General features: G+C 71.4%; 12 protein-coding genes. 8 read left to right on the forward strand and 4 right to left on the reverse strand.

Annotation, left to right across the window (positions count from 1 at the left end; all coding sequences use genetic code 11):
• Positions 1 to 286 precede the first annotated feature (286 nt).
• The 3 genes from IG84_RS0116430 to IG84_RS0116440 all read left to right on the forward strand — a co-directional run bounded on the left by IG84_RS0116430 (position 287) and on the right by IG84_RS0116440 (position 7385).
• Positions 287 to 1027: a VIT1/CCC1 transporter family protein gene (locus IG84_RS0116430; RefSeq protein WP_382467347.1), complete on the forward strand. Its 741-nt coding sequence runs from the start codon at positions 287 to 289 to the stop codon at positions 1025 to 1027.
• Positions 1028 to 1384: 357 nt separating this feature from the next.
• A complete protein-coding gene (gene gltB, locus IG84_RS0116435) occupies positions 1385 to 5932 on the forward strand; it encodes a glutamate synthase large subunit (protein ID WP_031057093.1) in 4548 nt (1515 codons plus the stop codon).
• Entirely contained in the window at positions 5925 to 7385 is a 1461-nt protein-coding gene (locus tag IG84_RS0116440) for a glutamate synthase subunit beta (protein WP_031057097.1), read from the forward strand. The genes gltB and IG84_RS0116440 overlap by 8 nt, the downstream gene beginning before the upstream one ends.
• 131 nt (positions 7386 to 7516) lie before the next feature.
• Here IG84_RS0116440 and IG84_RS0116445 read toward each other — a convergent pair whose 3' ends face one another.
• Complete coding sequence (locus IG84_RS0116445) at positions 7517 to 7990, reverse strand: PPOX class F420-dependent oxidoreductase (protein WP_031057100.1); 474 nt, start codon at positions 7988 to 7990, stop codon at positions 7517 to 7519.
• 129 nt (positions 7991 to 8119) lie between these two features.
• Between IG84_RS0116445 and IG84_RS0116450 the strand changes: the two genes are divergently transcribed.
• Positions 8120 to 8863 carry an MBL fold metallo-hydrolase gene (locus tag IG84_RS0116450; RefSeq protein WP_031057102.1) on the forward strand — a complete coding sequence of 248 codons (744 nt, stop codon included), beginning with the start codon at positions 8120 to 8122 and terminating at the stop codon, positions 8861 to 8863.
• Between the two features lie 3 nt (positions 8864 to 8866).
• Here IG84_RS0116450 and IG84_RS0116455 read toward each other — a convergent pair whose 3' ends face one another.
• Positions 8867 to 9775 (reverse strand): hypothetical protein, encoded by a 909-nt coding sequence (locus IG84_RS0116455; protein ID WP_245659370.1) that lies wholly within the window; start codon positions 9773 to 9775, stop codon positions 8867 to 8869.
• Between the two features lie 280 nt (positions 9776 to 10055).
• Between IG84_RS0116455 and IG84_RS0116460 the strand changes: the two genes are divergently transcribed.
• Both IG84_RS0116460 and IG84_RS0116465 read left to right on the forward strand, forming a co-directional pair.
• Positions 10056 to 10862: a S1 family peptidase gene (locus IG84_RS0116460; protein ID WP_031057107.1), complete on the forward strand. Its 807-nt coding sequence runs from the start codon at positions 10056 to 10058 to the stop codon at positions 10860 to 10862.
• A 165-nt stretch (positions 10863 to 11027) separates the two neighbouring features.
• Positions 11028 to 14147, forward strand: coding sequence for an endo-alpha-N-acetylgalactosaminidase family protein (locus tag IG84_RS0116465; protein ID WP_031057111.1), 3120 nt, complete (start codon positions 11028 to 11030; stop codon positions 14145 to 14147).
• A 63-nt stretch (positions 14148 to 14210) separates the two neighbouring features.
• On the opposite strand, the gene IG84_RS0116470 is transcribed toward IG84_RS0116465, so the two are convergent.
• Positions 14211 to 16025 carry a glycoside hydrolase family 35 protein gene (locus IG84_RS0116470; RefSeq protein WP_051861785.1) on the reverse strand — a complete coding sequence of 605 codons (1815 nt, stop codon included), beginning with the start codon at positions 16023 to 16025 and terminating at the stop codon, positions 14211 to 14213.
• A gap of 279 nt (positions 16026 to 16304) precedes the next feature.
• Here IG84_RS0116470 and IG84_RS0116475 point away from each other — a divergent pair, with 279 nt between their 5' ends.
• On the forward strand, positions 16305 to 17195 hold the full coding sequence (locus IG84_RS0116475; protein WP_031057118.1) for a helix-turn-helix domain-containing protein: 891 nt from the start codon (positions 16305 to 16307) through the stop codon (positions 17193 to 17195).
• 483 nt (positions 17196 to 17678) lie between these two features.
• Here IG84_RS0116475 and IG84_RS0116480 read toward each other — a convergent pair whose 3' ends face one another.
• Positions 17679 to 19172 (reverse strand): MFS transporter, encoded by a 1494-nt coding sequence (locus IG84_RS0116480; protein WP_031057122.1) that lies wholly within the window; start codon positions 19170 to 19172, stop codon positions 17679 to 17681.
• Between the two features lie 970 nt (positions 19173 to 20142).
• Between IG84_RS0116480 and IG84_RS0116490 the strand changes: the two genes are divergently transcribed.
• Complete coding sequence (locus tag IG84_RS0116490; protein ID WP_037800378.1) at positions 20143 to 21621, forward strand: aldehyde dehydrogenase; 1479 nt, start codon at positions 20143 to 20145, stop codon at positions 21619 to 21621.
• Positions 21622 to 21802: the final 181 nt, after the last annotated feature.

Consider the following 21802-nt stretch of genomic DNA (forward strand, 5'->3'; position numbering starts at 1 on the left):
CGGTCCGGATGCGTACGCGTCTGAGGGATGCTAGGGCCGGTTTGCCGCGAATGGGGGGAGATCGCGCCGGATCGGAGCGATGTCGTGATGGCCGTATCCGGCGGGTCGCGAAAGAGAGGGTGTGATCCGGATCTCACGGCGAGGGCTTTGGCAAAGCCGCAGGTCAGCGCGGTAAGTACGGCCTTCCTTGCTAGCGCGAAGGGGTGTGAGGCGCCTAACTTCAAAGGTGTTGCAGGGGGAAGTGCCGCTCATCGGCCCACACCTCGCGAGGGAGGGAGAGGTCCCTATGTCCGTCATTGATGTCATGGACGCGTCGGCTCCGACGCATGTCGCCCACCGTGACAACCACACGCACCGTGACGTGAACGGCGGCTGGCTGCGGCCGGCGGTCTTCGGCGCCATGGACGGGCTGGTCTCGAACCTCGCCCTGATGACGGGTGTGGCCGGCGGCTCGGTGTCGCAGCAGACGATCGTCATCACGGGGCTGGCCGGGCTGGCCGCCGGCGCCTTCTCGATGGCCGCCGGGGAGTACACCTCGGTCGCCTCGCAGCGCGAGCTGGTCCAGGCCGAGCTGGACATCGAGCGCCGTGAGCTGCGCAAGCACCCCAAGGACGAGCAGGACGAGCTGGCCGCGCTGTACGAGTCGCGAGGTGTGGACCCGGACCTCGCCCGCGAGGTGGCCGCGCAGCTCTCCAGGGACCCGGAGCAGGCGCTGGAGATCCACGCCCGCGAGGAGCTGGGCATCGACCCGTCCGACCTGCCCTCGCCGCTGGTCGCCGCCGCGTCCTCCTTCGGCTCCTTCGCGCTGGGCGCGCTGCTGCCGGTCCTGCCGTACCTGCTGGGCGCCTCCGCGCTGTGGCCCGCCGTGCTGCTCGCGCTGCTGGGACTTTTCGCCTGCGGTGCGGTTGTTGCACGGGTGACGGCACGGTCCTGGTGGTACAGCGGACTGCGCCAGTTGGCCCTCGGCGGTGCCGCCGCGGGTGTGACATACGTCCTGGGCGCGCTGTTCGGAACCGCCGTAGGGTGACGCCCCTATGCGTGCAGACGCATAATTAACCTGTTACCTCGCGGTTTCAGTTTTGGTGCAGCGGGCATAAGGCTCTGGCGCCGGAGGCAACGTCGCTTACCGGTGACCCGCGCTGTCGGACGATGATCTGTCCCATCGCGTTCTTGATCCACCGCTTCGAGCGGTGTCCGCATGCTGGAAGCCCCTATCCGATTCACGAGATCGGGGTCATCCTGTAACCTGCACGCAAAATTTCGCGGAGGGCCAACGTCGTCCCTCGGCACTGCACATGCCACGACGACGTTGGGAGAGCCGATGCGTTCCGCGTCCACGCACTCCGCGACCACCGGCAGCGCTACCAGCGCCGCCTGGTCGCCCATGGATGGGCGCCCCGCCCAGCAGGGGATGTACGACCCGCGTAACGAGCACGACGCCTGCGGCGTCGGCTTCGTCGCGACCCTCACCGGCGAGGCGAGCCACGCGCTGGTCGAACAGGCGCTGACCGTCCTGCGGAACCTCGAACACCGCGGCGCCACCGGCTCCGAGCCCGACTCCGGCGACGGTGCGGGCATCCTGCTCCAGATCCCCGACGCCTTCCTGCGCGAGAACGTCACGTTCGAGCTGCCCGAGGCCGGCTCCTACGCCGCGGGCATCGCCTTCCTCCCCTCGGACGCCGACGAGGCCCAGGCGGCCGTCTCGAAGATCGAGACGATCGCGTCCGAGGAGGGCCTGAACGTCCTCGGCTGGCGTGTCGTCCCCGTTGCCCCGCAGCTTCTCGGCAACGGCGCCCGCGCCACCATGCCCGCCTTCTCCCAGCTCTTCGTCGCCGACGGCGAGAACACCGGGCTGGCGCTGGACCGCAAGGCGTTCGCGCTGCGCAAGCGCGCCGAGCGCGAGGCCGGCGTGTACTTCCCGTCGCTGTCCGCGCGCACGATTGTGTACAAGGGCATGCTGACCACCGGGCAGCTCGAGCCGTTCTTCCCGGACCTGTCCGACCGCCGCTTCGCCACCGCCATCGCGCTGGTCCACTCGCGGTTCTCCACCAACACCTTCCCGAGCTGGCCGCTGGCCCACCCGTACCGCTTCGTCGCGCACAACGGCGAGATCAACACGGTCAAGGGCAACCGTAACTGGATGCGCGCCCGCGAGTCCCAGCTCTCCAGCAAGCTCTTCGGTGACGCGACCGAGACGCTGGACCGCCTCTTCCCGGTCTGTACGCCGGACGCCTCGGACTCCGCGTCCTTCGACGAGGTCCTGGAGCTGCTCCACCTCGGCGGCCGCTCGCTGCCGCACTCCGTGCTGATGATGGTCCCGGAGGCGTGGGAGAACAGCCCCTCCATGGACCCGGCCCGGCGCGCCTTCTACCAGTACCACTCCACGATGATGGAGCCCTGGGACGGTCCGGCCTGCGTCACCTTCACCGACGGCACCCAGGTCGGCGCGGTGCTCGACCGCAACGGCCTGCGCCCCGGCCGCTACTGGGTCACCGACGACGGCCTCGTCGTGCTCTCTTCCGAGGTCGGCGTCCTGGACATCGACCCGGCCAAGGTCGTCCGCAAGGGCCGCCTGCAGCCCGGCCGGATGTTCCTCGTGGACACCGCCGAGCGCCGCATCGTCGAGGACGACGAGATCAAGGGCGCCCTCGCCGCCGAGCACCCGTACGCGGAGTGGCTGGAGGCCGGCGAGATCGAGCTCGAGGACCTCCCCGAGCGCGAGCACATCGTGCACACCCACGCCTCGGTCACCCGCCGCCAGCAGACCTTCGGCTACACCGAGGAGGAGCTGCGCGTCCTCCTCGCGCCGATGGCCAAGGCCGGCGCCGAGCCCATCGGTTCGATGGGCACGGACTCGCCGATCGCCGCGCTCTCCGAGCGTCCCCGGCTGCTCTTCGACTACTTCACCCAGCTCTTCGCGCAGGTCACCAACCCGCCGCTGGACGCCATCCGCGAGGAGCTCGTCACCTCGCTGATCTCCTCGCTGGGCCCGCAGGGCAACCTGCTGGAGCCGACCGCGGCCTCCTGCCGCAGCGTCACCCTGCCCTTCCCGGTGATCGACAACGATGAGCTGGCCAAGCTCATCCACATCAACGCCGACGGCGACATGCCGGGGATGACGGCCGTCACCCTCTCCGGCCTGTACCGCGTGCACGGCGGCGGGGAGTCCCTCGCGGCCCGGATCGACGAGATCTGCGCCGAGGCCGAGGCCGCCATCGAGGACGGCGCGCGCCTGATCGTGCTGTCCGACCGGCACTCCGACGCCGAGCACGCGCCGATCCCGTCGCTGCTGCTCACCTCGGCCGTCCACCACCACCTCATCCGTACGAAGCAGCGCACCCAGGTGGGTCTGCTCGTCGAGGCCGGTGACGTCCGCGAGGTGCACCACGTCGCGCTGCTGATCGGCTACGGCGCCGCCGCGGTCAACCCGTACCTGGCCATGGAGTCCGTCGAGGACCTGGTCCGCGCCGGCACCTTCCTGTCCGGCGTCGAGGCCGAGGCCGCCATCAAGAACCTGATCAAGGCGCTCGGCAAGGGCGTCCTGAAGGTCATGTCCAAGATGGGCATCTCCACCGTCGCCTCCTACCGCGGCGCGCAGGTCTTCGAGGCCGTCGGCCTGGACGAGGAGTTCGTCAACACCTACTTCCACGGCACCGCCACCAAGATCGGCGGCGCGGGCCTGGACGTCGTCGCCAAGGAGGTCGCCGAGCGGCACGCCAAGGCGTACCCGGCCTCCGGCATCGCCCCGGCGCACCGCGCGCTGGACATCGGCGGCGAGTACCAGTGGCGCCGCGAGGGCGAGCCGCACCTCTTTGACCCGGAGACCGTCTTCCGCCTGCAGCACTCCGCGCGCTCGGGCCGGTACGACATCTTCAAGAAGTACACCGAGCGGGTCAACGAGCAGTCCGAGCGGCTGATGACGCTGCGCGGCCTGTTCGGCTTCAAGTCGGACCGCCCCTCGATCCCGATCGAGGAGGTCGAGCCGGCCAGCGAGATCGTCAAGCGGTTCTCGACCGGTGCCATGTCGTACGGCTCCATCTCGCAGGAGGCGCACGAGACCCTCGCCATCGCCATGAACCAGCTGGGCGGCAAGTCCAACACCGGTGAGGGCGGCGAGGACCCGGAGCGCCTGTACGACCCGGCGCGCCGCTCCTCCATCAAGCAGGTCGCCTCCGGCCGCTTCGGTGTGACGAGCGAGTACCTGGTCAACTCCGACGACATCCAGATCAAGATGGCCCAGGGCGCCAAGCCCGGTGAGGGCGGTCAGCTGCCCGGCCACAAGGTCTACCCGTGGGTCGCCAAGACGCGTCACTCGACGCCGGGCGTGGGCCTGATCTCCCCGCCGCCGCACCACGACATCTACTCCATCGAGGACCTGGCTCAGCTGATCCACGACCTCAAGAACGCCAACCCGCAGGCCCGCATCCACGTGAAGCTGGTCTCCGAGGTCGGCGTCGGCACGGTCGCCGCGGGTGTCTCCAAGGCGCACGCGGACGTGGTCCTGATCTCCGGCCACGACGGCGGTACGGGTGCCTCCCCGCTCACCTCGCTGAAGCACGCGGGCGGTCCCTGGGAGCTCGGCCTCGCCGAGACCCAGCAGACGCTGCTGCTCAACGGCCTGCGCGACCGCATCGTCGTGCAGACCGACGGCCAGCTGAAGACCGGCCGTGACGTGGTCATCGCCGCCCTGCTGGGCGCCGAGGAGTACGGCTTCGCGACCGCCCCGCTGGTGGTCTCCGGCTGCGTCATGATGCGCGTCTGCCACCTGGACACCTGCCCGGTCGGCATCGCCACGCAGAACCCGACGCTGCGCGAGCGGTTCACCGGCAAGGCCGAGTACATCGTCAACTTCTTCCAGTTCATCGCCGAGGAGGTCCGTGAGCTCCTCGCCGAGCTGGGCTTCCGCACGCTGGAGGAGGCCGTCGGCCACGCCGAGCTGCTGGACACCACCCAGGCCGTGACGCACTGGAAGGCGCAGGGCCTGGACCTGGCCCCGCTGCTGCACGTGCCCGAGCTGCCCGAGGGCGCCGTCCGCCACCAGATCACCGTGCAGGACCACGGCCTGGAGAAGGCGCTGGACAACCAGCTCATCAAGCTGGCCGCCGACGCGCTCGCCGCGGACACCGCGGAGGAGGCCCAGCCCGTACGGGCGCAGGTCGCCATCCGCAACATCAACCGCACGGTCGGCACCATGCTGGGCCACGAGGTGACGAAGAAGTTCGGTGGCGCGGGCCTGCCCGACGACACCATCGACATCACCTTCACCGGCTCGGCCGGCCAGTCCTTCGGCGCGTTCCTGCCGAAGGGTGTCACCCTCCGCCTGGAGGGCGACGCCAACGACTACGTCGGCAAGGGCCTCTCCGGCGGCCGTGTGATCGTCCGCCCGGACCGCGGCGCCGACCACCTGGCCGAGTACTCCACCATCGCGGGCAACACCCTCGCCTACGGCGCCACCGGCGGCGAGCTGTACCTCCGCGGCCGGGTCGGCGAGCGCTTCTGCGTCCGCAACTCCGGCGCCACGGTGGTCTCCGAGGGCGTGGGCGACCACGGCTGCGAGTACATGACCGGCGGCAACGCGGTCGTGCTCGGCGAGACGGGCCGCAACTTCGCGGCCGGCATGTCCGGCGGTTTCGCCTACGTCATCGACCTGGACAAGGCCAACGTCAACAAGGAGCTCGTCTCCGCGGTGCACGCGCTGGACGAGACCGACAAGCAGTGGCTGCACGACGTGGTGCGCCGCCACCAGGAGGAGACCGGCTCCACCGTCGCCGAGAAGCTCCTCGCCGACTGGGATGCCGCGGCCGCGCGCTTCAGCAAGGTCATCCCGCCCACGTACAAGGCAGTGCTCGCCGCCAAGGACGCCGCTGAGCAGGCCGGACTCTCCGAGTCCGAGACCCACGAGAAGATGATGGAGGCGGCGACCAATGGCTGACCCCAAGGGCTTCCTGAACCACGACCGCGAGGTCGCTCAGACCCGTCCCGTCGAGGAGCGGGTCAAGGACTGGAACGAGGTCTACCGGCCCGGCTCCCTGCTGCCGATCATCAGCAAGCAGGCGTCGCGCTGCATGGACTGCGGCATCCCGTTCTGCCACAACGGCTGTCCGCTGGGGAACCTCATCCCCGAGTGGAACGACTACGCGTACCGCAACGACTGGGAGGCCGCGAGCGAGCGGCTGCACGCGACCAACAACTTCCCGGAGTTCACCGGTCGCCTCTGCCCCGCGCCGTGCGAGGCCGCCTGTGTGCTGGGCATCAACCAGCCGCCGGTGACCATCAAGAACGTCGAGGTCTCCATCATCGACAAGGCGTGGGACAACGGGGACGTCACCCCGCAGCCGCCCGAGCGCCTGTCCGGCAAGACCGTCGCCGTCATCGGCTCGGGCCCGGCGGGTCTCGCCGCCGCCCAGCAGCTGACCCGCGCGGGTCACACCGTCGCCGTCTACGAGCGCGCGGACCGTATCGGTGGTCTCCTCCGCTACGGCATCCCCGAGTTCAAGATGGAGAAGCGGCACATCAACCGCCGCATCGAGCAGATGCGCGCGGAGGGCACCAAGTTCCGCACCGAGACGGAGATCGGCCGTGACATCGACGCGGCGAAGCTGCGCCGTCGCTACGACGCCGTCGTGATCGCCGCGGGCTCGACCACCTCCCGCGACCTGCCGGTGCCCGGCCGCGACCTCAAGGGCATCCACTTCGCGATGGAGTACCTCCCGCTCGCGAACAAGGTCCAGGAGGGCGACCTCACCACGTCCCCGATCTCCGCCGAGGGCAAGCACGTCGTCGTCATCGGCGGCGGCGACACCGGCGCGGACTGCGTCGGCACGGCCCACCGCCAGGGCGCGGCCTCCGTGACCCAGCTGGAGATCATGCCCAAGCCGGGCGAGGAGCGGAACGAGAGCCAGCCCTGGCCGACGTTCCCGATGCTCTACAAGGTCACCTCCGCGCACGAGGAGGGCGGTGAGCGGATCTACTCCGTCAACACCACCCACTTCGAGGGCGACGAGGACGGCAACGTCCAGTGGCTGCACCTGGTCGAGGTGGAGTTCAAGGACGGCAAGCTGGAGCAGAAGCCGGGCACCGAGCGGAAGATCCCCGCTCAGCTGGTCACCCTCGCCATGGGCTTCACCGGCACCGACAAGGAGAACGGCCTCGTCGAGCAGTTCGGCCTGGAGCTGGACGAGCGCGGCAACGTCGCGCGCAACGCCGAGTTCGAGACCAACGTCCCCGGCGTCTTCGTGGCCGGTGACGCCGGCCGCGGCCAGTCGCTGATCGTGTGGGCCATCGCCGAGGGCCGCTCCGCGGCCAAGGGCGTGGACCGCTTCCTGACCGGCGCGTCCTCGCTGCCGGCCCCGATCAAGCCGACGGACCGCGCACTGGCCGTGTGACGCACTGTGTGACGCACCGTCACCCCTGAATGTCCCGTACAACGACGTACGGAACAAATGCGGCGCCTGCCCCTTCCCCGACCGGTGAGGGCAGGCGCCGCGCGTGTGTATGGCGCCGGTGTGTCAGGCGCTCAGCCCTCGTCCTCCACCAGCCGCGCCGGGAAGCCGCCGGTGGCGATGGGGCCCCAGCGGCGGGGGGTGATGCGGATGATGGACTTGCCCTGCTTGCGCATGGCCTCGCGGTACTCGTCCCAGTCCGGGTGCTCGCCGGAGATGTTGCGGAAGTACTCCACCAGCGGCTCGACCGAGTCCGGCGCGTCGATGACCTCGGCCTCGCCGTCCACCTGCACCCAGGGGCCGTTCCACTCGTCGGAGAGGACGATCACGCTGACGGACGGCGCGCGGCGGGCGTTGCGTACCTTGGCGCGCTCCGGGTACGTCGAGATCACGATCCGGCCCGAGTCGTCCACGCCGCAGGTCAGCGGCGAGCCCTGAGGGGTGCCGTCGGACCGGCGGGTCAGCAGGATGGCGCGGTGCCGGGGGCGGACGAACTCCAGCAGTTCGGCGAGTTCGACCTTCTTGTTCGTCGCGATGGAAGGGCTCATACGGCCGAGCCTAGGCGCTGGAGCGCGCTCGAAGGCCGAGGACTTGGCCGTTGTGGAGGCATTGCGGCCGGTGCTCAGCCCACAGCGGAAGGCCTGATCCGCACGGCCGCGCCGCCGTAGGTTCACCGCATGACAACCCGACAGCTCACCCCCGCGATATGGCAACTCCCGTTCCCCGTGGGCCATGTGTACATCGTGCGGCTGCCGACCGGCGGACCTGCCGGGCGGCCCGGGTACGCCCTGGTGGACACCGGCGTCTCCGGTTCGGCACCGGCGGTCCTGGCGGCGCTGGCCGGGCTCGGCGGGCGCCCCGAGGACGTCCGGCAGATCGTGCTGACCCACTCCCACCTCGACCACACCGGCTCGGCCGCCGATCTCGCGGCGGCCACCGGCGCCACCGTGCTGGCGGGCGCGCCCGACGCCCCGGCCATCCGCGGGGAGGTGCCGGAGCCGGAGCCGGTCCTCACCGCCGCCGAACGCCTCCTGCACGAGAAGATCATGGCGGGTCTCGCGGAGTCCGGCATCGAGCCGCCGCGCCCCGTCGCGGTCGACACCGAGCTGCACGACGGCGATGTACTGGAGGGATGGGGCGAGCCCGTGCACGTCCTCGCCACGCACGGCCACACCCCCGGCGGCATCGCCCTGCACCTCCCGGAGTCCCGGGTGCTCTTCCCCGGGGACCTCATCGGCACCGGCGAGGGCAGGGCGGTGCTCGGTCCCATGAACATCGACCGGGAGCGGGCCATCGCCTCCTTCCGGCGGCTGGCCGCGCTGGAGCGGGTCGAGGTGGTGTGCGTACCGCACGGCGACCCGATCACCGAGAACGCGGCGGCGACGCTCGCGGCGGCCACGCCCGAGACCGACTGGCTGTAGCCGTTACGTGTCGCACTCCAGCTCCGTGCGGCACAGCGCGCAACGGGCACGGAGCGGACCGCGCACGGGGAGCCGGATGCGCTGGTGGCAGGCCGGGCACGGGAAGGAGACGCGGAGCGGGCCCGGGCCGTCGAAGGCGTATCCGGCGTCCTGCGGCGGGCCGGGGGAGCGGCGCGGTGTGCGGGCGGCGCGCCGGTCCTTCGCGTACCGCCACCGGTCGGCCCGGCCCGCGGCGGCCAGCGGCGGCCGCCGGATGTCGTCCAGCGCCCGCAGCCGCCCCGCGCGGTAGGCGTCGTACGCCTGCGGGCTGGTGAACCACGGCGCCGGGTCCTCGCCGAAGAACAGCGCCCGCTTGGCGAGGACGTAGCCGAACTCCTCGGGGGTGAGGTAGCCCAGCTTCTGCGAGGACGTGCCGTGCTCGCGGTAGGCGTCCAGCAGCAGCCAGCCCGCGCCGAGGTAGGCGGTCGCGGTGTCGGTGAGGATCTCGTTGGCGTGCGTGCCGGGGAAGGACAGGCCGAGGCGGTGCAGATAGATGTGCATCACCTCGTGCGCCAGGGCGGCGGCGATGTCCCTGCGGTGGTGGCGGAAGCGGTCGTTGAGCTCGATGAAGTACTCGGGCCCCGCGGTCAGTTCGACGTTCGCGGCGTGCCGCATCCCGCGGAAGGAGACGATCATGCGGGCGTCCGGCAGCCGCAGATGCGCCACCATCGCGCGGGCCACCCGCTGCACGCCCAGGTGCAGATCCTCCTCGTCGCCGAAGGCCGCGTCGACGGGCGGCACGGCGGTCTCGAAGGTGCGCACCGTGTCGTACGACATCCGTTTGTACAGCGCGGTCACGGCCGCCCGGACCGTCTCCAGATGCGGATAGCCGTGCACGACCTCGCTGCCGGGACGGGTGCCTCCCACTGCCACCCGACCACTGTACGGGCGCGCGTAACGGGACGGTACGGGTCGTACTGCCCACGGTGGTAAGGGAATTGAGCGGCTGGGCACTCTTGTCACACTTGTCGCGCGTTCCACATAATCGCAGGGCGCTTTACGGGCTCACCCCCACTGGGTCCGGACGCCTTTCGTGTGCTGCCGTGTGTGCCGGTTCTTTTTGCCGGTTCTTGTTCCGCGCGGTGGTGTTCACCGGCTCCGGTGTTGGCATGGGCTCGTCAGAGACGTGCAACCCCCCACGAAAGGAAGCCCGTTGAGCTACCTGAAGCACATCAAGAGAGCCACCGCCGTCGCAGCCGTGGCCCTCGCGGCCGTCAGCCTCCAGCCCGGCACGGCCGGCGCCGCGACCCCCGCCCGCGACGGCGGCGACCACCCCACGGTCGTCGGCGGCACCCGCGCCCAGCAGGGCGAATTCCCGTTCATGGTGCGGCTGTCGATGGGCTGCGGCGGTGCGCTGTACGCCAAGGACGTCGTGCTGACCGCCGCCCACTGCGTGGACGGCAGCGGCCCGAACACCTCGATCACGGCCACCGCCGGCGTCGTGGACCTCAAGGACTCCGCCGCCGTGAAGGTGAAGTCCACCGAGGTCCTGCAGGCTCCGGGCTACGACGGCAAGGGCAAGGACTGGGCGCTGATCAAGCTGGCCAAGCCCATCGAGAACCTCCCCACCCTGAAGATCGCGGAGGACGACAAGCTCAACAGCGGCGACTTCACCATAGCCGGGTGGGGCGCCGACAAGGAGGGCGGCCAGCAGCAGCGCCACCTGCTCAAGGCCCAGGTGCCGTTCATCGACGACGCCACCTGCGAGAAGGCCTACGGCACAGACCTGACCCCCGGAGACGAGATCTGTGCCGGCAAGCTGGACACCGGCGGCGTGGACACCTGCCAGGGCGACTCCGGCGGCCCGATGTTCCGCAAGGACGACGCGGGCGAGTGGCTCCAGGTCGGCATCGTGAGCTGGGGCGAGGGCTGCGCGCGGCCGGGCAAGCCCGGCGTGTACACCGAGGTGAGCGCGTTCGCCGCGGACATCAAGAAGGGCGCTGAGCAGCTGGGCGGCTGATCGCCGCGCAGCCGCGATGAGGCCCCGGTGCCCGGCGCAGGCCGTGGCGCCGGGGCCGTCCCGTTAGTCCAACACCTGTCCCTCCTTTGTCCATGGGCGCATCCGTCGCTCGGGCAGCACGCTGTCCGGCGACAGTCAGTGCCGGTGCGAAGGAGGACAGTGCGCGTGAACGAACCGACAGGTGACGGGCGCAGGCCCAGCCGCAGGACCGTCGTCGCGGGCACCGCCCTCGCCGCGCTCGGCACCGCGCTGCCCCTCGGCGGCGCGTCCGCGCACGCGGCACCCCGGGCGGGCGAGGCCGTGCTCCGCTCCGAGCAGCTCCAGGTCCGCGTGGACACCGCCTTCCCACGCGTCCTCGCGTACACCGACACCGGCACCGGCGCCGTGCTGCACGGCCAGACGGAGCCGGTCACCGAGGTCGTCATCGACGGCACGGCGCGCACCCCGAAAGTCACCGCGCAACCTTCCCCCAAGCTCTCGGCTTCGCTCGAGCAGGGAGGTGCCCCCATCGACCGCATCGCCTACACCCTCGCCTTCGACGGCGGCACCGAGATCGGCGTGGAGATCGCGGTCGAGGGATGGCAGGTCCACTGGCGGGTCACGAAGATCGCCGACACCGCCGCGCTGCGCGTCGGCACCCTGCAGATCCCCGCGCTCGCGCTGCTCAGTGTGCGCAGCGACCAGCCCGGCGCGAGCCTCCTCGCGGCCCGGATCGAGCTGGACAAGGCCAAGAGCGGCGACACCCTCGTCCAGGTCACGGACGGCACGCCCGCCGACGCCGCGCCCCTCGGATGCGCGTACGCGGTGGTCGCCACCGGCCGGCTGGCCGCCGCGCTGGAGACCAACACCGTGTACGACAAGCCGTCCGGGGCCACCACCTGGGAGAACGGCCGGCTCTGGCGGCAGACCGTACAGCGCGACGGCTACGTCGAGGCGCGGCTCGCCTGCGGCCAGTGGACCCACCGCGCGGCCACCGCCCCCGTGGACGCCACCGAACCCCTGCCGTACGCCACCGTGATCCTCACCCGCGACCGCAACGGCGACGGCCGCGTCGACTGGCAGGACGCCGCCATCGCACTGCGCGACATCATGGTCATGCCGCTCGGCGCGGACGAACAGCATCTGCGCGTCGTCCCGCACATCCCCTTCAACTTCGCCAGCCAGGCCACCAATCCGTTCCTCGCCACCCTCGACAACGTCAAGCGGATCTCCCTCGCGACGGACGGACTGCGGCAGTTCACCCTCCTCAAGGGCTACCAGTCCGAGGGCCACGACTCCGCACACCCGGACTACGGCGGCAACTACAACACCCGCGCAGGCGGCCTCGCGGACCTCAACGCCCTGGTACGCGCCGGAAAGAAGTGGAACAGCGACTTCGCCGTCCATGTCAACGCCACCGAGTCCTACCCCGTCGCCCACGCCTTCTCCGAGACGCTGGTCGACAAGACCAACGAGCAGTGGGACTGGCTCGACCAGTCCTACCGCATCGACGCCCGCCGCGACCTGGTCTCCGGCGACATCGCAGCCCGCTTCCAGCAGCTCCGCGATGAGACCGACCCGGCCCTGAACATGCTCTACATCGACGTCTTCCGCGAGTCCGGCTGGAACTCCGACCGGCTCCAGCGCCAGCTGCGCGACCAGGGCTGGCTGGTCACCACCGAATGGGGCCACGGCCTGGAGCGCTCCGCCCTGTGGTCGCACTGGGCCAACGAGACCGACTACGGCGGCGACACCTCCCGCGGCATCAACAGCAAGCTGATCCGCTTCCTGCGCAACCACCACAAGGACGTCTTCGCCGACAAGTGGCCGACCCTGCTCGGCGCGCCCCGCATGGGCACCTTCGAGGGCTGGGTCGGCAAGACCGACTGGCACGCCTTCCACCGGATGATCTGGCGGGACGCGCTGCCCGCCAAGTATCTCCAGGCGTACCCGATCAAGACCTGGACCGACCACGAGATCACCTTCGAGGGCCCGACCCGCACGGTCGTCTCCGACGCCGACGGCGGCAAGCGGCGGATCACCACCGACGGCCGTCTCGTCTACGACGACGGCACCTACCTCCTGCCGTGGGAGCCGCGCCGCGCCATCGACCCGCAGAAGCTCTACCACTACAGCCCCAAGGGCGGCACGACGACCTGGACGCTGCCGCGCGGCTGGGCGATCGGGACGGTGTACCTGTACCGCCTCACCGACCAGGGCCGCGCCGACGAGAAGCGGCTGCCGGTCAAGGGCGGCAAGGTCACCATCGAGGCCGCGGCCGGCGTCCCGTACGTCGTCCGCAAGGAGCGGGCCGCGCCCCAGGAGGACCCCCGCTGGGGCGAGGGCACCGGCCTGGCCGACCCCGGCTTCCACTCCGGCACGCTCGACGGCTGGCAGGTCAGCGGCCCGGCGACGGTCCGCGCGAGCGCGCTGGGCGACTACGAGCTGGTGATCGGCGCCGGCGGCGCGGCAGCCGTCGCCCGCCGCCTGGACCGCCTCGCGCCCGGTACCTACGCGGCATCCGTGCAGGTCGAGGTAGGCGAGAAGGCGGGGGAGCGGCGCCGCGCCGAGCTGACGGTGCGCACCGCCGACGGGGTCACCGCGGCCAACTGGACGGAGACCTCCACGGCCGGCAACTACGTCGGCGCCGACCGCAAGCACGGCACCCGCTTCCAGCGGATGTTCACCCGCTTCACCGTTCCCGAGGGCGGCGGCCCGGTGACGCTGGCCCTCAAGGCGGCAGCCGGACAGGCACGCGTCCGCTTCGACAACGTCCGGGTCGTGGCCGCCTCCCGCACGGAGAAGGACGGCACCCTCGCCTACGAGGACTTCGAGCACGTGCCGCAGGGCTGGGGCGTCTTCGTCAAGGGCGACGCGGGCGGCGCGAACGACCCGCGCACCCACATCGCCCAGCGGCACGCGCCGTACACCCAGCGCGGCTGGAACGGCAAGGCCATCGACGATGTGATCGACGGCGGCCAGTCGCTGAAGTCGCGCGGCGAGAACGTCGGACTGGTCTACCGGACCGTTCCGCACACCGTGCGCTTCGCACCGGGCCGCCGCTACCGGGTCACCTTCCGGTACGAGAACGAGAAGGCGGACCAGTACGCCTGGGTGACGGCGGTGGACGAGCCGACGGCGCGCGAGCTGAGCCGCGAATCGCTGCCCGTCGCCACCCAGCCGGCCGCCTACACCTACGAGTTCACCGCCCCGGAGAAGGGCGAGACGTGGGTGGGGCTGCGGAAGACCGGTGACGACGGGACGGCGGAATTCGTACTGGACGGGTTCGAGGTACGGGAGGTGTGAGGTCCCGGGGCGCCCGGTCCGGGCCGCGGTCCGGACCGGGCGCCTGAGAGCCTGAGTCAGGCTTCACGGCACCAGCCGCGGCACCTCCGCCTCCGGCCCCCGCCCCGCGCCCTCCAGCTCCAGTACCAGTACCTCGTTCGGTCCCTCGCGCAGACACGGGCCCGGTACGTACAGCGCGTGCTGCGGCCCCGCCGACCAGTACCGGCCCAGCGGGAACCCGCCGATCCATACGAAGCCCCGCGTCCAGCCGGGCAGCTCCAGCAGCGCGTCCCCGACGCCGCCGGCCGGCACGGTCACGCTCCCGCGATGCAGCCCGCGCGCGCTGGCCCCGGCGCCCGCCCCGAAGGGCAGCTTCCCCACCGCCCCCGCGTCCTCCAGCGCATCCAGCCGCAGCCCCCGCGCCCCTATTCCGTGCACGTACTGCCGTTCGTGCAGCACCCCGCCCGTGATCCCCTTCGGCTCGCCCAGCCGCGGCCCGTAGTTGACCCGCCCCAGCGACTCCACCCACAGCTCCGCCTCCGCTGGCCCGGCCACCGGCCCGAGCACCGCGTCCTCGTCCGCCAGTACGGGCCCCGGCGCGCCGTCGACGAACGTCACCGCCCGGTCCCGCAGCCCACGGACCCGCAGCTCGTACGGCTCCCGCGGCCCCGGCACCGAGACCCGGTACCGCACCACCCCGCGGTCCACGTCCAGCTCCTCGAACGTCGGCGGCACCCCCGACCGCACCTCGGGACCGCCCAGCCCGTCCAGTACCGCGTCCATCGGCGCCCAGCCCGTCAGCCGCACCTCCGCCGGCGCGCCCAGCACCGGCTGCGGCGCGGGCGGCTCCGGCAGCGGACCATCGGCGTACGGCGCCAGCACCTCGCGGAACCGCCAGAACTTCGCCGTCGGCCGGCCGCGCTCGTCGACGGGCGCGCCGTAGTCGTACGACGTCACGGTCGGCAGCAGCGCGCCGTCCTGCAGCGCACCGTCCCGGTTCGCCCCCGCCCAGCCGCCGAAACTCGTCCCGCCGTGCGCCATGTAGACGTTCACCGACGCACCGCACTCCAGAATCTCGCGCAGCGCGTCCGCGGCGTCCTCCGCGTCCCGCGCGCCCGCGGCCGCTCCTCCGTCCGGCCCGGTGCTCCAGTGGGAGAACCACCCGCACCAGAACTCCATGCACATCAGCGGCCCGTCCGGCCGGTGCCGGCGCAGCGTCGCGAACGCCTCCCGCGCGCCGGACCCGAAGTTGACCGTCGCGAGCACGCCCGGCACGCTCCCGCCCGTCAGCATGTGGTCCTCCGGCCCGTCGGAGGTGAACAGCGGCACGGTCACCCCGAGGTCGCGCAGCCGGTCGGTGAGATGCGCGAGGTAGGCGGCGTCCGAGCCGTACGAGCCGTACTCGTTCTCGACCTGCACCATGATCACCGGGCCGCCGCGGTCGCACTGCCGCGGGATGACCTGTGGCAATACCGCCGCGAACCATTCATCCACCGCCCGCAGATACTCCGGATCACGGGTGCGCACCCGCCGCCCCAGCGGTCCGGTCAGCCAGTGCGGCAGCCCGCCGTTCTCCCACTCGGCACAGATGTACGGGCCGGGGCGGACGATCGCCAGCAGCCCCGCCCGCCGCACCGCGTCCAGGAACCGGCCGAGCGTCGCCAGCTCCCGGAACTCACCCGGGCGCGGCTCGTGCAGATTCCACGGCACATACGTCTCCACGCAGTTCAGGCCCATCGCCCGCAGCATCGCCAGCCGGTGGCCCCAGTGCCCCTCGTGCACCCGGAAGTAGTGCAGCGCCCCCGACAGCAGCCGCACCGGCCGCCCGTCGAGCGCGAACTCCCGCCCCCCGACGGCGAATTCTCGCCGTTCGGCCCCGTGAGGCTCATTTGTCCTCACACGACTCGCCTTGTCATCCGCCACGTCGTCCGTCCCGTCGCTCCCGCCCGGCTCGCGTCGCGTCCAGCTCACCCCCTGGCGGGGCGGGCGGTCCATGGACAAAGATCGGCATTGTTTGGACGGAACGTCCGCGTGTGCGGTGCGTGGTGTACCTGCACTGCGTGGTGTACGTGCAGTGCGTGGAGCGGAGCGGAGTACGTGCCGGGCCGCGACCGCGCGCCGGCGTTCCGTACGGAGCGGGCGGCCGGGGAAGGCGGCCGGCCGACGGAAGGAGGATGCGTGTACCGCACCTGGATGCGCTACTTCACACCGAGCCCGGTCCACCACCGGCTCGGCCTGGTCTGCCTCGGCGTCGGCCTCCAGCACGGCACGCTGCCCGCCGTCGGCCCGCGCACCCTCGACCACCACGTAGCCGTGATCATCCACGCGGGCAGCGGCTGGTACGCGGACCCCGACGGCACCCGGCACCCCGTCACCGCGCCCGCCCTCCTCTGGCTCACCCCCGGCGTCCCGCACCACTACGGCGCCGACCCGGAGACCGGCTGGGACGAGAGCTTCGTCGACTTCACCGGCCCCGCCGCCACCACATACACCGAACTCGGTTACATAGAACCCCGCCCCGACCGGCCGCTCGTCCCGCTCGCCGACACCGCCGCCGCCCGCGCCGCCATCGGCCGCATCGCCCGTGCGGCGCGCCGCGGCAACCCGCTCCTGGAGGTCGAGACCTCCGCCGCGGTGCACGAACTGCTCGTCGCACTGCGCCGCGCCCGCGCCGACACCGACGCCGACGGCGACCCGGTCCTGCAGGCGCTCGCCCGCGACGCGTTCCTGCCGCTCTCCGTCGCCGAACACGCCGCCCGGCACGGCATGAGCCCCGCCGAACTCCGCACCGCCGTACGCCGCGGCGCCGGCTGCAGCCCCAAGGACTACCTCCTCGGCATCCGCCTCGGCCGCGCCAAGGAACTCCTCGCCGCCACCGAACTCCCGGTCGCCGCGGTGGCCCGCCGGGTCGGTTACGACGACCCCGCCTACTTCAGCCGCCTCTTCACCCGGAGGGTCGGCACCGCCCCGGTCCGCTTCCGCACCCAGCAGGGCCGCGCGGTCCCGGGCGGCTGGTCCACCCGCATCCCGGACCCGGACGATCCACCGGTGGTGAGTGGGACGGGGTGAGCCGGGGAGAGTCGGGGGAGCGGCACTGCAGGTGAGGCGCCGTACATGATGCGGTACGCGTACGAGTGAAGTGAACGCCGTATGCGATACGCGAGGATCGCCCCATGGCCGACCTCACCACGAAGCACGCCATCACCTTCGAAGCGGACCGCGTCACCAAGCGCTTCAGCAGCTGGGACTGCGGCGAACACGAACGCGAATGGCGCGGCCTCACACTGCTCGCCGAACACGCCCCCGGCCTCGCCCCACACCCACTGACCTGCGCCCTCACCGCCGAACCACCGAGCGTCACCATGACCCGGCTCCCCGGCGCACCACTGCGCGGCACCCACCTCGACGCCGCGCAGACCACAGCCGCAACCCGCCGGACACCCTCCCCGGCCAGGCCACCCGCGTCCTGGAACGCCTCGGCTGCCACTGAGAGCCAGCGCGCGGTGCCCGCGGGTCACCGTGTCCGCGGGCACCGCACTTCCCCGTCGGCTGTTACGGGGACACTTCCTCGAGCGGCCGGTTCGTCGTCTCCTCCGCGAAGAACGCCGCAGCCAGCGCACCCACGAGGGCCACCCCGCCCAGCGTCACGAAGACCGCGGAGACCTGGCCCCCGCCCGCGTAGATCGCCCCCACCAGCACCGGGCCGAGGATCACCCCGAGCCGGTTGAGCGCACCGCCGACGCTGCACCCCAGCGCCCGCATCCGCGTCGGGTACAGCTCGGGCGTATAGAGGTACAGGCAGATGTTCGAGCCGAAGAAGCAGACCGCGGCGAGTGAGGTCCACACCAGTACCTGCACGGGCGTACGGGCACCGAGCGCGCCGAGCACGATCAGCAGCGCGGCCGCGCCGCCGAGGAAGAGCGCGAAGACCTTGCGCCGCCCGATCACGTCGACGGTGAGCGCGACCAGCAGACAGCCGAAGAAACCGGCGACCGAGGTGACCGTCGAGTACATCAGCGCGTCGGAGAGCGACAGCCCGTACTGCTTCCCGTAGATCGTCGGCAGCCAGGACGTAATGCCGTAATTGACGAAGTAGCCGGTGAACCAGAGCGCCCCGATGACCAGCGTCCGACGCCGGTACCGCCCCGTGAACAGCCCCTTCACACCGGTCGCGGCGGCTTCGGCGGGGGTGGCGGGGACAGTGGGGGCGACGGTACGTGCTGTTGCCGTGGCCCCGGTTCCCGCACCGCCCTTGCCGGGCGTACTGACCGCGCTGGGCGTACTGGGCGTGCCGTCCGCGGCGCCCGTGGTGACCGGCGGGAGCGGGGCCCCCGTCGCCGCGGCGACCTTTGCCTCGATCAGGTCCATCGTCGTCTCGGCCTCCCGCAGCCGGCCGCGGTCGGCGAGCCAGCGCGGCGACTCGGGAACGGTGCGCTGCACGAGGATGCACAGCAGCCCCGGCACGGCTGCCACGGCGTACATCCAGCGCCAGCCCAGCGCCGGCACGATCCACGCCGCTGCTACGGCCCCGAGCGTGAGGCCGGCGGGGAAAACCAGTTCGTACAGCAGGACGAAACGGCCGCGCTTGAAGCTGCGGGTGATCTCGCTGATGAAGGTCGCGGCGACGGGCACTTCACCGCCGATCGCCAGGCCCTGCACGAAGCGCAGCAGCATGAAGGGCGTCGGCGAAGGGCTCAGGGCCAGCGCGAGCGAGGCCAGCCCCGACACGCCGATGCAGACCGCGATGATCTTCACGCGCCCGATGCGGTCCGCCATCCGCCCCGAGAAGAGCGCGCCGACGAGCATGCCGACGGAACCGATGGTGAGGACGGCGGTGGCGTCACCGTCCGTGAGGTGCCACTCCTGGCGCAGCTCAGGCATGGCGTAGGCGATCAGCAGCTGGTCGAAGGCTTCGAAGAAGGTCACCACGCCGATGACGATGCGGACGGTGACGTGCCAGCGGGACAGGGGGAGACGTTCGAACCGGGCGGCGATGCCGGCGCGGAAGGCGTCGGCGTCACGGCCCGGAGATGCGTCGATTCTCATCCGGGATTCCTCCAGACCCGGCACGAGGCACGGGTGAGGGATGGGGGAGGGAAATGGGGGGGAGTGGGCGGGCGCAGGGTCCGCCGGGAGATGGGGGAGTCCCGTACGTAAGCGCCAAGTGTCTTAGGGCTTAAGTTCTATCGACTCAAGGGGTGTGGAAGTCAAGGGTCTGGCCCCGGCGAATTTTTCGACGGGGACCCTTGCGGGCAATTACTTAAGCCCTTAGATTTCTGGCACTGAGAGAAGCTCGCTGAGGGGAGTCCTCTGGGGCAGGTCCTCCGAGAGAGGTCCTCAGAGAGAAGTCCCCTGAGAGAGGTCAACGTCTGTACCGGCCCGAAGGCGCTGAGCGAAGCCGAAGCGTGCGAAACCACGCGGAAGTTGCTCGGTCCGGGGCTCCAGGGCTGCGGGACTCCGGGGCCTCCGGGGCTCCGGGATTCGCGGCTCTTCGGGGCCTTCGGGGCTCCGGGCCTTTGGGGGCTGCGGGGCCTTCCGGCCGTCCGCGCTCGTCCAGCCCCGTACCGTCCGCACACCTCCCACCTCCGCACACATCCCACGTCCGCACTCCGCACTCCCCGTGCCCAAGCACCCGCCGATGTCCGCGAACCGACCGATGTCTGGGAACCCACCGATGTCTTCGACTTCAAACCCTCCGACCCCGCCGACGCCTGCCAGGCCCGCCGCGCCGTCCGCACGGCCCGAGTCATCCGCATCGGCCGGGTCTCCCGCGTCGGTCGGTGCTCCTGTGCCGTCCGGGTCCCCCGCGTTGTCCGAGTTCCCCGCGTCGCTTGGTGCTTCTGCGTCGTCCGGGGCCCCCGCATCGGCCGGGTCTCCCGCGTCGTCCGGGGCGTCGACGCCGTCCGGGTCTCCCGCGCCGTCGTCGATCCCCGCGAACGCGTCCCCTGTAAACGCGTCCTCCCTGGACGCGACCCGCGGGGACGCGACCCGCGTGGACGCGCTCCCCGTGGACGTCATCCCGGCCGACGAGATCCTCGTGGCAGGGGAGTGGCGGCCGGGCAGCGGCACCCCGATCACCACCACCGACCCGGCGACCGGCCAGGTGCTCACCGTCCTCCGCGGCGCTTCGCTCGCCGACGTCGACGAAGCCGCCGAACATGCCGCGCGGGCCGCCGCCGACCCGGCCTGGCGCGACCTGCCGGCCCACGAACGCGCCCGGCTGCTGCACCGCATCGCCGCCCTCATCGAGGACGCCGCCGAAGACCTCTCCGCCCTGCAGACCGCCGACACCGGCAAGGCCCGTACCGAGACGCGCGCCCTGGTCCACAGCGCCGCCGGCACCTTCCGCTACACCGCCGCCGCCCTGGAGACCGCCGAGGACGCCCTCACCCCGGCCCGGGGCTCGTACGTCACGATGAGCGTCCACGAACCGATCGGCGTCATCGGCGCCATCACCCCCTGGAACTCGCCCATCGCCAGCGACGCCCAGAAGCTCGCCCCGGCCCTCGCCGCGGGCAACGCCGTACTCCTCAAGCCCGCCGAATGGACCCCGCTGGTCTCCCTCGCCCTCGGCCGCATCGTCCACCGCGCGCTGACCGAGTACGACCTGCCCACGGGCCTGCTCTCCGTACTCCCGGGGCCCGGCAGTGTCATCGGCGACGCGATCGTCCGCCACCCGGCGGTCGGCAAGGTCACCTTCACCGGCGGTACCCGCACCGGCCGCACCCTCGCGCACGCCGCCGCCGACAAACTGATGCCGGTCTCCCTCGAACTCGGCGGCAAGTCACCCACCGTCGTCCTCGAGGACGCCGACCTCGAACAGGCCCTGGCCGGCGTGATGTTCGGCATCTTCTCCTCCAGCGGCCAGAGCTGTATCGCCGGCTCCCGTCTCTTCGTCGCCCGCCCCCTGTACGACCGCTTCCTCACCGAACTCGTCGCCCGTACGCGGAAACTCCGCATCGGTCCCGGCACCGACCCCAGCACCCAGGTCGCCCCCCTGGTCCACCACAAGCACCGGGACGCCGTCGCCGCCTACGTCGACCTCGCCCGCGAGGAAGGCGCCCGCGTCCTGTGCGGCGGCGCAGCGCCCGAAGGCGAGCGGTACCGCGACGGCGCGTACTACCTGCCCACCGTCCTGGACGGGCTGCCCAACACCGCCCGCACCTGCCAGGAGGAGATCTTCGGCCCGGTCCTGGTCGCCCTGCCCTTCGAGGACGAGGACGACCTGGTCGCCCAGGCCAACGACTCCGTCTACGGACTGGCCTGCGGCCTGTGGACCAAGGACGCCGCCCGCGCCTGGCGCCTCGCCCGCCGCATCGACGCCGGAACCGTCTGGATCAACACCTACAAGCAATTCAGCATCTCCACCCCCTTCGGCGGCATGAAGGACAGCGGCCTCGGCCGCGAAAAAGGCCGCGACGGCATCCGAGCCCACCAACGCCAAAAGTCCCTCTACTGGAACACCTCCTCAGACCCCCTTCCCTGGTCCACCTGACCGGCTTGGCCATCTGACCTGCTTGGGCCATCTGACCCGCCCAACTCGCCTCTGCGGGCCGTCCCCTGGACCACATGCCTTGCCTGGCCCATCCCTCCGGGGAGCTCGCCCCGCACTCCTTCGGGGCTGTCTCTTATACACATCTGACGCTGCCGACGAATAGAGAGGTGTAGATCTCGGT

This window comes from Streptomyces ochraceiscleroticus (genome assembly GCF_000720485.1).
GTDB lineage: Bacteria > Actinomycetota > Actinomycetes > Streptomycetales > Streptomycetaceae > Streptomyces > Streptomyces ochraceiscleroticus.

Coding starts and splice junctions, on each gene's coding strand:
- IG84_RS0116450 (WP_031057102.1), top strand. CDS start 8,120: ATGACAACCCGACAGCTCACCCCCGCGATATGGCAACTCCCGTTCCCC.
- IG84_RS0116445 (WP_031057100.1), bottom strand. CDS start 7,990: ATGAGCCCTTCCATCGCGACGAACAAGAAGGTCGAACTCGCCGAACTG.
- gltB (WP_031057093.1), top strand. CDS start 1,385: ATGGATGGGCGCCCCGCCCAGCAGGGGATGTACGACCCGCGTAACGAG.
- IG84_RS0116430 (WP_382467347.1), top strand. CDS start 287: ATGTCCGTCATTGATGTCATGGACGCGTCGGCTCCGACGCATGTCGCC.
- IG84_RS0116440 (WP_031057097.1), top strand. CDS start 5,925: ATGGCTGACCCCAAGGGCTTCCTGAACCACGACCGCGAGGTCGCTCAG.
- IG84_RS0116480 (WP_031057122.1), bottom strand. CDS start 19,172: ATGAGAATCGACGCATCTCCGGGCCGTGACGCCGACGCCTTCCGCGCC.